Origin of the sequence: Amycolatopsis sp. WAC 04182 (genome assembly GCF_003947465.1) — a bacterium.
Taxonomy (GTDB): domain Bacteria; phylum Actinomycetota; class Actinomycetes; order Mycobacteriales; family Pseudonocardiaceae; genus Amycolatopsis.
On the sequence record NZ_QHJJ01000001.1, the window covers coordinates 962,544 to 975,517 of the forward strand.

The window sequence follows — 12,974 nt, forward strand, 5'->3', positions numbered from 1 at the left end:
GATTCCTCCTATTTGCCATCCAAGGTGATGAGCCCTTCGGGTGTTCCCTCCAGGTGGACGTCGACCCACAACGGGCGCCACGAGCCGAGCTCGTGGAACCTGCGCAGTTCCGACAGACCGCTGAGCCAGCCCATCCACATGCCGTACGGCGGATTCTCGTCCGAGAATCCACTTTGGACGAACGTGAGCCTCGTACCGCCATCGGAATCCTCGAGTTCCCAGGTGGCGACGACGCCGTCCTGATACGCGAGCGACATCTTGGACCCTGGCTCCAGGTCGACGATCTTCGCCGCGTCCGGGTCCGTTTCCAGCGACCCCATCGCCCAGCGGCCACCGACATGGGTCTCCGCCTCGATCCGGGCACCGAACCAGCGAGTGAACACCTCTGGGTCGGCTATCGAGGAGTAGACCTCCCCTCGGGGCGCGCCGATCCGCACTTCTTCGCTCATCAGCGGGGAAGTGAGGTCGCAGCGCGCGGTGAGCGGCCGTCCTTCGACGTGATCGGCGAGGTTCGCGACCGAAAGCGCCCAGAACGTGTGCATCACGCCGAGCGACGAATCCGGGTCGGCGAGCATCGCGGCGTAGTCCGGCAGACCGCTCTGACTGAACGACAAGGACGTCTCGTCCCCGTCTTCGGCCAGCGCGATCTCGACGACGGTCTCCACCTCGCCGAGGGGCCAGGCGAACCGCAGGACCTTGTTCTCGGCCAGCAGCAGCCGTTGGCGCGGACGATCGCCTTCCGGCGTGTAACGGCCCCAGAACTCGTACCGGGACGGCAGGTCGACCTCCGCGTATTCGGAAAGCCACTCGCGCAGTGCCCCGGGATCGGTCAGCGCGTGCCAGACCTCGTCGATCGGCGCGCGCAGGCGCACCTGGAACCTCGTCGGTTCAGTCACGGGCATCTCCCTTCGGGTAACAGGCCACGGCGAGCTTGAAGGCGTCGCCTTCCGCTCCGCCGTAGCGGGTGAACAGATCCTGCAAAGTCGTCTTCAGCTCGTCGAGGAACTCCTGACGCCGCTCCGGCTCCACCCGGATCTCGCCGGAGACACCGATCGACGGCAGTTCCGGAGCGGCCCTGTCGAGCGCGGCGACGTCCGCCTGGACCTCCTCCATGAGGTCCACCAGGTAGCCAAGGCTCAGCTCGTCCCGCGCCGCCCGCGGGCCGAGCCGTCCCACCAGTCCCGGCGACAACCAGTACGAACGGGCGGTCGCCTGGTACACACCCTCACTGACGGCGCGCACCTTCCGCTCCGACACCTGCTTCACGAGACCGGCTTCCACCAGTCGCTTCACGTGGTAATAGACCCGCTGGGGTGTCTGATCCAGCACCGCCGCCACCTCGGTGCAGGACCGCGGCTCCGCCAGCTGCCGCAGAACGTCCACCCGCTGCGGTTTCAGCAACGCCTCCGCCTGGTCCAACCGCTCCAGGTACTCCACGTCTCTCACAGCGCCACACCCTTGATCACAAAAATCAGTTTGAACGTAAAAATCCATTTTGTCAATCGGGCCGGATCGCGCTACTCTCGTCGTGTGGCGTTCCTTCGGCGGTACTCGGCGGAGATCGCGGTCACCGCGGCGGTGATCGCGGGTTCCGTCGTGGCCTCGCTCGGGGACGGCGCGGAAACACCGCGCAACGCGGTCGTCGGCTGGGCCTGCGTGGCACTCGCCTGTGCCGCTTTGTTCCTGCGCCGCCGGTATCCGCTCCCCGTCACGATCTTCACCGCGGCCTGTTGCGCGATCTACTATCCGCAGACCGACCCCGACGGATTCGTGCTGCTCGCGTTCGCCTTCGCCCTGTACAACAACGCCTCGACCGGGCGGATCCGCAGCGCGGCGGTCGTCGCGGCGGCCTCGATGGGCGGCGTCGCGATCGGCGAGGCACAGGCCGGCACCGCACGACAGGTGGACGACTTCGCGTTCCTGCTGATGGCGGGCTGGTTCATCGCGCTGGTCGCGGTCGGCGCGGTGACGTACTACCGCCGCGAAGCCGAGCGCACCAAGGAATCCGAGGCACGGCGAAGGGCCACGGACGAGCGGCTCCGGATCGCGCGCGAACTGCACGACGTCCTCGGCCACAACCTGGCGCTCATCAACGTCCAGGCGGGCGCGGCCCTGCACGGCAAGGATCCGGCGAAATCCGAAGAGGCACTGACCACGATCAAACAGACCAGCAAGGAGGCCTTGCGCGAACTCCGCGCCACACTGGGCATGTTGCGGCAGGCGGACACTCCGAGCCTGGCCAGGGTCGCCGAACTGGCCGAATCGGCGGGCGCGCACGGGCTGACCGTCCGGACCGAGATCGACGGCACGGCCACGGAACTGCCGGCCGACGTCGAACACGCGGCCTTCCGCGTCGTCCAGGAGGCGCTGACCAACGTCGCGCGCCACGCCGCCGCGAACACCGTCGTGGTGCGGATCGGCTACACGCCCCATGATGTGTCCGTGCAGATCGACGACGACGGCCGGGGCGGCACGGCGAAACCCGGCAACGGGATCCGCGGCATGACCGAACGGGCCGAGGCCCTCGGCGGCGAACTCACCGCGGCCGCGCGCGAAGACGGCGGCTTCCGGGTGCGCGCCCGGCTTCCCCTGCGGGTGAAGAAATGATCCGGGTCCTGCTCGTCGACGACCAGCGGCTGGTGCGCGCCGGATTCAAGTCCATATTGGACAGTGAAGACGACATCACCGTGGTCGCCGAAGCGGCAGACGGCCGCGAATCCCTCCAAGCCGCGCACGACCACCGGCCCGACGTCGTCCTGATGGACATCAGGATGCCCGGGATGGACGGGCTCACCGCGACCCGGCACCTGCTCGAAGACCCCGCGCTGACCGGCATCAAGGTCGTCATCCTCACCACCTTCGACCTGGACGAGGACGTCTACGGTGCCTTGCGCGCCGGCGCCAGCGGATTCCTGGTCAAGGACACCGAGCCGGAGGAATTGATCCACGGCGTCCGCGTGGTCGCCAGGGGTGACGCGCTGCTCGCGCCGTCGATCACCCGGCGCCTGATCTCCGAATTCGCCTGCCGGGTGGACCGGCCCGCCCCTTCGCCCACCCTGAACCGGCTCACCGAACGGGAACGCGAGGTGATGAGCCTGGTCGCGGCCGGCCTGTCCAACGACGAGATCGCGAAGGAACTCGTGCTCAGCCCGGCGACGGCGAAGACGCACGTCAGCCGGATCATGACCAAGGTGGACGTCCGTGATCGCGCGCAACTCGTCGTGCTCGCCTACGAATCGGGCATGGTCACCCCTCGCTGGTTGACCCCGTGACCACAACCCCGGTAGTACGGGAGGAGCCTTAGGGGTCCCCAGAAGTTGCGGCCGGAGTGCCCGCCGGAGCCCGACGATATGCGGGGCGGGAAAGCCGATGCTTTCCGCCATGGACACCATCACTCTTTCCCGGCGGCAGCCGCCTGGGGGCGCGCTCTCGAAGCTGGCAGGCTGGTCTCAGCGTCACCGCTGGCTCGCCGTTTCGCTCTGGCTGCTCACTCTCGTCGGTGTCACGCTGGGCTCGCAGCTGGCGGGCAGCGCCTACCACGACGACCATTCCTTGCCGGGCACCGAATCCCAGCAGATCATGGACCTGTTCAAGGCACAGTCCCCCACACAGGCCGGTGCGACGGCGGAAATCGTCTTCAAGAGCGAGAGCGGACTCGCGACCGCACGCGGACCGATCGACGGGATGCTCGCCGAGGTCCGTGGCCAGCCACATGTGAAATCGGTGACGAGTCCCTTCGACACCCCGTCGGCCGTCTCCCGTGAGGGCACGATCGGCTACGCGGCGATCGCTTTCGACCTCGAGTCGCAAGATCTTCCGTACGACGACATCGTGCGCGTCGTCGACACCGCGAAGAAGACGGAGGCGGCCGGGCTCCAGGTCGAACTCGGCGGCGAGCCGATCAAACGGACAAGTGAAAGCGGCGGCCCGTCGGAGGGCGTCGGGTTGCTGGCCGCGCTCGTGGTCCTGGTCTTCCTGTTCCGCTCGATCCTCGCCGCCGGGCTCCCGGTGATCACGGCGATCTTCGCCGTCGGCAGCACGCTGGGCGTGATCGTGCTCGTCAGCAGGTTCGTCGACATCGCGAGCTACACGGCACCGCTGATGATGCTGGTCGGGTTCGGTGTCGGCGTGGACTACGCGCTGCTCATCTTTTCCCGCTATCGCGGCGAAATCCTGGCCGGTCTCGACCGCGAACAGGCGGCGCGGCGGGCGCTGGACACCGCGGGCCGATCGGTGCTGTTCGCGGGCGGCACGGTGATCATCGCGCTGCTCGGTCTGCTCGCCCTCGGCCTCGGTTCGCTGCGCGGGGTCGCCCTCGCGGTGGCATTGACCGTGCTCGTGACGATGCTCGCGTCGATCACCCTGCTGCCCGCGCTGCTCTCCCTTTTCGGCCGCCGCTTGGAAAAGGGCATTCGCAAACACGCCGAGAACCGGGAACACGGCAAGACCTGGGGCAAGCTCGGGGACGCGGTCCAGCGACGGCCGATGGTGCCGCTCGCGATCGGTCTGCTCGTCCTCGTCGGGCTCTCCTTGCCCGCGCTCGGCATGCGCCTCGGGTTCGCCGACGCGGGCACGGATCCGGAGACGTCGACCACCCGGCAGGCCTACGACCTGATGGCGGAGGGTTTCGGCCCCGGGTTCAGCGAGCCGTTGATCGTGGTCACCGAGAACGGCGATGGTGCCGCGCTGCAACGGAAACTCGAAGTCACGCCAGGGATCGCGGAGGTGACACCGCCGATGGGACAGGGCGTCACGACGGTGCTCGCCTTCCCCACGTCCTCGCCGCAGGACGAGGCGACCGCCGAACTGGTGGAACGGTTGCGGACGGAGGTGCTGCCGGGACTGCCTGGCAAGTATTTGGTCGGCGGGAGTGTCGCGGCGGCGGTGGATTTCGCGGACGCGGTGGGTGATCGGTTGCCGCTGTTCGTGCTGGTGGTCGTCGGGCTGTCGGCGTTGCTGCTGATGGTCGTGTTCCGCTCGATCCTGATCCCGCTCAAGGCGGCCTTGCTGAACCTGCTGAGCATCGGCGCCGCGCTCGGCGTGATGACGGCGGTGTTCGGCGACGGTCTGTTCGGAGCGCAGCCGGGACCGATCGAAGCTTTCGTGCCGGTGCTGATCTTCGCGATCGTGTTCGGGCTTTCCATGGACTACGAGGTGTTCCTGGTGTCCCGGATGCACGAGGAATGGCGGCGCACCGGCGATGCGCGCCACGCGGTCCGCGAAGGACTCGCTTCAACCGGCGGGGTGATCACGGCCGCGGCGGTGATCATGATCCTCGTGTTCGGCGCGTTCCTGCTCAACCCCGACCGGATGCTGGCGCAGTTCGGTCTCGGGCTGGCGGTCGCGGTGCTGGTGGACGCGTTCGTGATCCGCTGTCTCGTGGTGCCCGCGGTGATGCGGTTGCTCGGGGAACGCGCCTGGTGGCTGCCGCGGTGGCTGGACCGGCGGTTGCCGCACGTGGCGCTGGAGCCGTCGTCCCGCTGACCCCGGATGCAATGAAAGGCCCCTTCATTGCGAATTTCGCAATGAAGGGGCCTTTCATGTCACGCACTTATTCGTAGATCTCGCCCTTCGCGGCCTTCTCGACCAGCGACGCGGGCGGGGTGAAGTGGTCGCCGTAGCGCTCCGCCAGCTCGCGAGCCCGGTCGACGAAGCCCTGCAGGCCACCCTCGTACTGGTTGATGTACTGGATGACACCACCGGTCCACGCCGGGAAACCGATGCCGAAGATCGAGCCGATGTTGGCGTCGGCGACGGTGGTGAGCACGCCCTCGTCGAAGCACTTCACGGTCTCGAGCGCCTCGGCGAACAGCATGCGCTCCTTGAGGTCCTCGAAGGGAACCTCGGCGCTGCCCGACTTGAACGCGTCGCGCAGGCCCGGCCAGAGACCGGCCCGCTTGCCGTCTTCGTCGTAGTCGTAGAAACCCGAACCGGTGGAACGGCCCTTGCGGTCGAATTCCTCCACCATCCGGTCGATGACGCCCTCGGACGCGTGCGCGTTCCAGGTGCCGCCTGCGGCCTCGATCGCTTCGCGGGTCTCCTTGCGGATCTTGCGTGGCAGCGTCAGGGTCAGCTCGTCCATCAGCTGCAGCGGCGGGGCCGGGTACCCGGCCTGCGCGCCGGCCTGCTCGATCGACGCCGGCTCGACACCCTCGCCCAGCGCGGCGACGGCCTCGTTGAGGAACGTGCCGATGACGCGCGAGGTGAAGAAGCCGCGGCTGTCGTTGACGACGATCGGGGTCTTCTTGATCTGCAGCGTGTAGTCGAAGACCTTCGCCAGCGTGGCGGGCGAGGTCTTCTCACCGCAGATGATCTCGACCAGCGGCATCTTGTCCACCGGAGAGAAGAAGTGGATCCCGATGAAGTCCTCGGTCCGCTGGACACCCTCGGCGAGCGCGGTGATGGGCAGGGTCGAGGTGTTGGAGCCGAGCACGGCGTCCGGGTTGACGAAGCCCTCGATCTCCTGGAACACCTTGTGCTTCAGCTCGACGCTCTCGAAGACGGCCTCGATCACGAAGTCGACGCCGGCGAAGTCCTCCGCCTTGTCGGTCGGCTTGATCTTGGCGAGCAGCGCGTCGGACTTCTCCTGCGTGGTCTTGCCGCGGGAGAGTGCTTTCTCCTCCAGCTTGACCGCGTAGCCCTTGCCCTTTTCGGCGCCTTCGAGGGTGACGTCCTTGAGCACGACGTCGATCCCGGCCTTCGCCGAGACGTACGCGATCGCGGCGCCCATCATGCCCGCGCCGATCACGCCGACCTTCTTGGCGGTGTACTTCTCGAACCCTTCCGGCCGCGAACCGCCGGAGTTGATGCTCTGCAGGTCGAAGAAGAACGCCTTCGTCATGTTCTTCGAGACCTGGCCGGTGGCGAGGCTGACGAAGTAGCGGGTCTCGACGGTGATCGCGGTGTCGAAGTCGACCTGCGAACCCTCGATGGCCGCGGCCAGGATCGCCCGCGGGGCGGGCATGTTCGCGCCCTTGATCTGCTTGCGCAGGTTCGCCGGGAACGCGGGCAGGTTCGCCGCGAAGCTCGGGTTCGACGGGGTGCCGCCCGGGATCTTGTAGCCCTTGACGTCCCACGGCTGCACGCCGCCCTCGGGGTTGGCCTTGATCCACGCCTTCGCGGCCGGGACCAGCTCCTCGACGGTGCCGACGAGCTCGTGCACGAGGCCGAGCTCCTTCGCCTTGGCCGGGCGGTGCCGCTGGCCCTGCAGCAGCACGTTCAGCAGCGCGCTCTGGATACCCAGCAGGCGCACGGTGCGGACCACGCCACCGCCGCCGGGGAGCAGGCCGAGGGTGACCTCGGGGAGGCCGATCTGGCTGCCCTTGACGTCGGCCGCGATGCGGTGGTGCGTCGCGAGCGCGAGTTCGAGGCCGCCGCCGAGCGCGGCGCCGTTGATGGCGGCCACGACCGGCTTGCCCAGCTGCTCGAGCCGGCGCATCTGGCCCTTCATCTGGGCGCTGCTCGCGGTGATCTCGGCCGCGTGCTCCGGCTTGGCCTGGATCAGGTCGTTGAGGTCGCCACCGGCGAAGAAGGTCTTCTTGGCCGAGGTGAGGACGACACCGGTGATGCTGTCCTTCTCCGCCTCCAGGCGGTCCACGACCACGCCGAGCGACTCGCGGAAGTCGGCGTTCATCGTGTTGGCGGACTGCTTCGGGTCGTCCAGGGTGAGCACGACGATGCCGTCGGCGTCCTGCTCCCAGCGGATGGTCTTCGCTTCAGTCATTGTCTCTTCCTCAGACCCGCTCGATGATGGTCGCGACGCCCATGCCGCCGCCGATGCACAGGGTGACCAGGGCGCGGCGCGCCTGACGACGCTCCAGCTCGTCGACGACGGTGCCGACCAGCATCGCGCCGGTGGCGCCCAGCGGGTGCCCCATCGCGATGGCGCCGCCGTTGACGTTGACCTTCTCCTCGTCGAGGTGCAGGTCCTTGATCCACTTGAGGACGACCGAGGCGAAGGCCTCGTTCAGCTCCCACAGGTCGATGTCGTCCGGGGTGAGACCGGCGATCTTGAGGACCTTCTCGGTGGCCGGGGTCGGGCCGGTGAGCATGATCGTGGGCTCGGAGCCGACGGTCGCGGTCGCCACGATACGGGCGCGCGGGGTCAGGCCGAAGTCCTTGCCGATCTGCTCGTTGCCGACCAGCACCACCGCGGCGCCGTCGACGATGCCGGACGAGTTGCCGCCGGTGTGGACGTGGTTGATCTTCTCGACCGAGTGGTACTTCTGGAGCGCGACGGCGTCGAAGCCGCCCAGCTCACCGATGCCGGCGAAGGCGGGCTTGAGCTTGCCGAGGCCCTCGACGGTGCTGCCGGGACGGCGGTGCTCGTCGTGGTCGAGGATCGTGACGCCGTTGATGTCCTTCACCGGGACGACGGACTTCGCGAAGTAGCCGCCGGACCAGGCCGCTTCGGCCCTTTCCTGCGAGCGCACCGCCCACGCGTCGACGTCCTCGCGGGAGAAGCCCTCGATGGTCGCGATCAGGTCGGCGCCGGTGCCCTGCGGGACGATGTAGTTGTCGTACGCGGTGGCCGGGTCCATGAACAGCGCGCCGCCGTCGGAGCCCATCGGCACGCGCGACATCGACTCGACACCGCCGGCGATGATCAGCTGGTCCCAGCCGGAGCGCACCTTCTGCGCGGCGGTGTTGGTGGCTTCGAGGCCGGAGGCGCAGAAGCGGTTCAGCTGCACGCCGGCGACGGTCTCGGGAAGCCCCGCGTTCAGCGCGGCGGTGCGCGCGATCACGGCGCCCTGCTCGCCGACCGGGGACACCACGCCGAGGACGATGTCGTCGATCACGGCGGGGTCGAGGTTCGGGTGCCGGACCTTCAGTTCCTCGATGAGGCCGACCACGAGATCGACCGGCTTGGTGCCGTGGAGGGCACCGCCCTTGTTCTTGCCGCGAGGCGTACGGATCGCCTCGTAGATGTAGGCCTCGCTACTCACAGAAAAAACTCCTCCGCGTACGGCGCTGTATCAGGATGAAACGTACCGGCCAGTAGCCATGCTAATGCCGATTAACATAAACCGCGATAACCCCATGGTGTCAATGGGTTGCGATGCACGCAACCGGCGCTATCGTGTGTTCACCTATGGATCACCCGACCGAGCGCTCAGCCCGACCGCGCGACCGCAAGGCCCAGCTGGCAGGCCTCGCCGCGGAGCTGTTTCGCGCCCGCGGGTTCCACGGCGTCGGCATCAACGACATCGCCGCCGCGGCGGGCATCACCGGGCCCGCGCTGTACCGGCATTTCTCGGACAAGCAGGCGGTGCTCTCCTACGTCGTTCTGTCCGGCATCGACGACATGGAGACCGCGACCACCGAGACCCTCGCTGACGTCGACCTTCCCGTTCCCGCCCAGGTCAACGCCCTGTTGGGCACCCTCGCCGCGCAGGCCGTGGAGCGGCGTGAGGTCGCCGCGCTGTGGCGCTGGGAGGGCAGGCATCTGCCCCGGGAGGAACGGCGGGAGATCCGCCGACGGTCCGGCGCGGTGCTCGAAGCGTGGTCGAAGGCGCTGCTCGCGTTGCGGCCCGAACTGACCGCCGACGACGCCGAGCTGCTGTGCTGGGCGGGCCTGAGCGTGTTCGGCAGCGTCTCCGTGCATCACACGTCCGTGGCGAAGAAACGCTTCGCGCAGATCCTGGTGCAGCTGGCGGAGTCGGTGCTGCATGTCACACTGCCCGAGCCCGCGGAGCCGGCGGAGGAGACGCCCTCGATGGCGCTCGGCGAGCCGTCCCGCCGCGAGCAGATCCTCGCCGCCGCGACCGAGCTGTTCGGGCAACGCGGCTTCCGTTCGGTGAGCATGGAGGAGATCGGCGCGGCCGCCGGGATCGCCGGGCCCAGTGTGTACCGGCACTTCCCCAGCAAGGCCGCGCTGATGGTGGCGATCGGACATCGGGCGGCCGACCGGCTGGCGCTCGCCGCGGAACGCGCGTTGCGGACCGGCGACGAACGCGACGCGCTGCGCAGGCTGGCGGCGTCCTATGTGCACACCCTGCTGCACACCCCCGAACTGCTGGTGTCGTTCTCCGGCAGCCCCATGGAGCTGCCGGAACGCGACAAGGCGGACCTGATCCGGGTCCAGCGGGACTACGTCGCGCGCTGGATCGCGCTGGTGTCGGAAGTCCGCCCGGAACTGAGCCTGCGCGAAGTGAAGATCACCGTGCACGCGGCGCTGACCATCGCGAACGACCTCGCGCGCACCCGGCGCGTCAACGGCCGGCCGAACATCGAGGCGGAGCTGACGACGTTGATGCACGCCGTCCTCGGGGTCTGAAAGCGAGCTTTGGGCAAACTCGCGTGTCCCGCAAAGGAGTGAAGGGCACGATATGCGCGTGCCCACGAAACGCGGCCTGCATCTGGTGACCCGGGAAGAAGACCACAAGGTCACCACGCTGGAGCTCTTCTTCGACCTGGTCTTCGTCTACGCCATCACCCAGACCACGCAGCTGATGGCCGATCACCTCACCCCGCTCGGCATCGGGCAGGGCGTCGCGATGATCGCCGTGCTGTGGTGGTGCTGGTGTGCCTACGCCTGGCTGGCCAACACCCTCCATGTCGACCGCGGCATCGCCCAGCTGGCGATGTTCGCCGCGATGGGGACGATGTTCCTGGTCTCGCTGACCATCCCGGAGGCGTTCACCGACCTGCCCGGCGGCCTGTACGCGCCGCTGATGTTCGTCGGCTGCTACTTCCTCGTCCGGCTGCTGCATCTGACCGCGTACTTCGGCGCCGCGCGGACCGACCCCGAGCTGCGCAAGACAGTCCTGAAGATGTTCGTCGGCCTGCTGCCGAGCGTCGCACTGCTGACCGCCGCGGCCTTCTTCTCGGGCTGGGTACAGCTCGGCATCTGGGCGGTCGCGCTGCTGGCCGACTACGCCAACGTCTTCCGGACCCGCTCCTCGGACTGGCGGCTGCACCAGCCCGGCCACTTCGCCGAGCGGTTCGGGCTGATCGTGATCATCGCGCTCGGCGAGTCGATCGTGGCGATCGGCATCGGGATCAGCTCGTACCCGATGTCCTGGCCGATCACGCTGGCCGCCGTCTTCGGGCTCACCCTCGCTTCGGCGATGTGGTGGATGTACTTCGCCGCCGTCGCGCACGTTTCCGAACACAACCTGAAACGCGCCGAGGGCGTCGAGCGGGTGCAGATCGGGACGGACACGTACACGTTCCTGCACCTCCCGCTCATCGCCGGGATCGTGCTCGTGGCGCTGGGGCTGAAGAAGTCGCTGCTGTACGTGTCCGACACCGAGCACCACAGCCTCTCCGACGGCCTCCATGGGACCCCGATCTGGGCGCTCACCGGCGGGCTCGCGCTGTACCTCATCGCGTTGAGCGGGCTGCGGCGCCGGAACCTCGGCTCGTGGAACGTGCGGCGGCTGGTGCTCGCGGTGGTCCTGCTGGCCGCGACTCCGCTGCTGGAGCTGGTGCCGGCGATCGTGCTCGTCGGCATCGTCGCGCTGGCGGCGGTAGGCCTCGTGGTCGTCGAGAGGCGCAAGATCGTGAGTAATCCTGGCCTGCCCGGCCTCCCGGATCACTCACCGGCGTGACGTTCGCCTCCCCCGTGGTGGCGCATCAGCCCAAGGCGAGTTAACCTACTCACGAGTAGGTAAGCGAGGCAGGGAGACTCACCGTGGGTGCGCCTAGGAAACGAGACGCGATGGGCCTTGGCCTGTCCGCGCTCACCCGGCTGGCCGGGAGCAAGGTCATTGAACGGGCCGGACTTCGGAAGCCCGTGCAGAACCTGGTCAGTGCCGGGACGCGCAACGGCTTCCGGGTCGCGGGCGCGGCGGGACGGACCTTCAAATCCGCCCAGAAGCTCGGCAAGCCCGCGCGGCTCGCGCCTGCCGAGGACACCGGGCTGTTCGACCTCACCCCGAGTGAGGACCAGCAGCTCATCGTCGAGACCGTGACGGAGTTCGCGGCCGAGCAGCTTCGGCCCGCCGCGTCCGACGCCGACGCGAAACTCCATGCGCCCGAGGGCCTGTTGAGCCGTGCCGCCGAACTCGGCATCACGCTCGTCGGCATCCCCGAGGAGCTGGGCGGGGTCGGCACCGAACGGTCGGTCGTCACGAACGCGCTGGTCGCCGAGGCCCTCGCGCACGGCGACCTGGGACTCGCGGTCGCGGTGCTCGCGCCGTCCGCGGTCAGCACCGCGCTGGTGTCCTACGGCGACGAGCAGCAGCAGGCGGACTACCTGCCCGCGTTCGTCGGCGAGAACGTCCCGGCCGCGGCGCTCGCGTTGCAGGAGCGCACCGCGCTGTTCGACCCGTTCAAGCCCGCGACCAAGGCCCGCCGCACCCCGAAGGGCTATCAGCTCGACGGCGTGAAGTCGCTGGTCCCGCGGGCCGCGGACGCCGAGCTGTTCATCGTGTCGGCCGACCTCGAAGGACGCGGCCCGGCGCTGTTCCTCGTCGAGTCGTCGAACTCCGGTGTCACCATCGAGTCCGAACCGGCGATGGGCCTGCGCGGCGCGGCGACCGGGAAGCTGCACCTGGAGAAGGTCGCCCTTCCGGCCGGGGCGCTGCTCGGCGGCGGCAAGGCCGAAGTCTTCACCGAGGTCGTCCGGCTCTCGCGCCTCGGCTGGGCCGCGCTGGCCGCCGGAACCGCGAAGGCCGTCCTCGACTACGTGGTGCCGTATGTCAACGAGCGCAAGGCGTTCGGCGAACCGGTGAGCCACCGGCAGGCCGTCGCGTTCTCGGTGGCCGACATCGCCATCGAGCTGGAAGGACTGCGACTGGTCACGCTCCGCGCCGCTTCCCGCGCCGAACAGGGCAAGCCGTACGCCCGCGAGGTCGCGCTGGCCCGGAAACTGGCCACCGACAAGGGAATGCAGATCGGCAGCGCCGGGGTCCAGCTGCTCGGCGGGCACGGGTTCGTCAAGGAACACCCCGTCGAACGCTGGTACCGAGACCTCCGTGCGATCGGCGTGATGGAAGGCGCCGTCCTTCTCTAGGACTTTCGAAAGGCAA

At 68.4% G+C, this 12,974-nt stretch carries 10 protein-coding genes; 6 read left to right on the forward strand and 4 right to left on the reverse strand.

From position 1 onward, the window contains the following. Positions 1–8: 8 nt before the first annotated feature. Together DMH01_RS04920 and DMH01_RS04925 are read right to left on the reverse strand one after the other, a co-directional pair. Entirely contained in the window at positions 9–896 is an 888-nt protein-coding gene (locus tag DMH01_RS04920) for an SRPBCC family protein (protein WP_233621403.1), read from the reverse strand. Beyond that, on the reverse strand, positions 889–1,446 hold the full coding sequence (locus tag DMH01_RS04925) for a transcriptional regulator (RefSeq protein WP_125673892.1): 558 nt from the start codon (positions 1,444–1,446) through the stop codon (positions 889–891). Before DMH01_RS04925 ends, DMH01_RS04920 begins: the two co-directional genes overlap by 8 nt. Positions 1,447–1,530: 84 nt before the next feature. Between DMH01_RS04925 and DMH01_RS04930 the strand changes: the two genes are divergently transcribed. From DMH01_RS04930 to DMH01_RS04940, 3 genes are all read left to right on the forward strand, one after another. Beyond that, positions 1,531–2,607 (forward strand): sensor histidine kinase, encoded by a 1,077-nt coding sequence (locus DMH01_RS04930; protein WP_125673893.1) that lies wholly within the window; start codon positions 1,531–1,533, stop codon positions 2,605–2,607. Continuing rightward, positions 2,604–3,272: a response regulator transcription factor gene (locus DMH01_RS04935; protein WP_125673894.1), complete on the forward strand. Its 669-nt coding sequence runs from the start codon at positions 2,604–2,606 to the stop codon at positions 3,270–3,272. The genes DMH01_RS04930 and DMH01_RS04935 overlap by 4 nt, the downstream gene beginning before the upstream one ends. Positions 3,273–3,381: 109 nt before the next feature. After that, a complete protein-coding gene (locus DMH01_RS04940; protein WP_125673895.1) occupies positions 3,382–5,484 on the forward strand; it encodes an MMPL family transporter in 2,103 nt (700 codons plus the stop codon). A 67-nt stretch (positions 5,485–5,551) separates the two neighbouring features. On the opposite strand, the gene DMH01_RS04945 is transcribed toward DMH01_RS04940, so the two are convergent. Then, positions 5,552–7,723: a 3-hydroxyacyl-CoA dehydrogenase NAD-binding domain-containing protein gene (locus DMH01_RS04945; protein ID WP_125673896.1), complete on the reverse strand. Its 2,172-nt coding sequence runs from the start codon at positions 7,721–7,723 to the stop codon at positions 5,552–5,554. Between the two features lie 10 nt (positions 7,724–7,733). Beyond that, the gene (locus DMH01_RS04950; RefSeq protein ID WP_125673897.1) at positions 7,734–8,945 is read right to left on the reverse strand and encodes an acetyl-CoA C-acetyltransferase; all 1,212 of its coding nucleotides are present in this window, start codon (positions 8,943–8,945) and stop codon (positions 7,734–7,736) included. A gap of 146 nt (positions 8,946–9,091) precedes the next feature. Here DMH01_RS04950 and DMH01_RS04955 point away from each other — a divergent pair, with 146 nt between their 5' ends. The 3 genes from DMH01_RS04955 (at position 9,092) to DMH01_RS04965 (ending at position 12,958) form a co-directional block, all read left to right on the forward strand. Next, complete coding sequence (locus tag DMH01_RS04955) at positions 9,092–10,276, forward strand: TetR/AcrR family transcriptional regulator (protein WP_125673898.1); 1,185 nt, start codon at positions 9,092–9,094, stop codon at positions 10,274–10,276. 52 nt (positions 10,277–10,328) lie between these two features. Continuing rightward, positions 10,329–11,552 carry a low temperature requirement protein A gene (locus tag DMH01_RS04960; protein WP_125673899.1) on the forward strand — a complete coding sequence of 408 codons (1,224 nt, stop codon included), beginning with the start codon at positions 10,329–10,331 and terminating at the stop codon, positions 11,550–11,552. Positions 11,553–11,662: 110 nt separating this feature from the next. Further along, positions 11,663–12,958 carry an acyl-CoA dehydrogenase family protein gene (locus DMH01_RS04965; RefSeq protein ID WP_125674345.1) on the forward strand — a complete coding sequence of 432 codons (1,296 nt, stop codon included), beginning with the start codon at positions 11,663–11,665 and terminating at the stop codon, positions 12,956–12,958. The last annotated feature ends 16 nt before the right edge of the window (positions 12,959–12,974 follow it).

What these genes read in the sequence shown, in the direction of transcription:
- DMH01_RS04935 (WP_125673894.1), top strand. Translation starts at nt 2,604, where the DNA reads ATGATCCGGGTCCTGCTCGTCGACGACCAGCGGCTGGTGCGCGCCGGA.
- DMH01_RS04940 (WP_125673895.1), top strand. Translation starts at nt 3,382, where the DNA reads ATGGACACCATCACTCTTTCCCGGCGGCAGCCGCCTGGGGGCGCGCTC.
- DMH01_RS04945 (WP_125673896.1), bottom strand. Translation starts at nt 7,723, where the DNA reads ATGACTGAAGCGAAGACCATCCGCTGGGAGCAGGACGCCGACGGCATC.
- DMH01_RS04955 (WP_125673898.1), top strand. Translation starts at nt 9,092, where the DNA reads ATGGATCACCCGACCGAGCGCTCAGCCCGACCGCGCGACCGCAAGGCC.
- DMH01_RS04960 (WP_125673899.1), top strand. Translation starts at nt 10,329, where the DNA reads ATGCGCGTGCCCACGAAACGCGGCCTGCATCTGGTGACCCGGGAAGAA.
- DMH01_RS04965 (WP_125674345.1), top strand. Translation starts at nt 11,663, where the DNA reads ATGGGCCTTGGCCTGTCCGCGCTCACCCGGCTGGCCGGGAGCAAGGTC.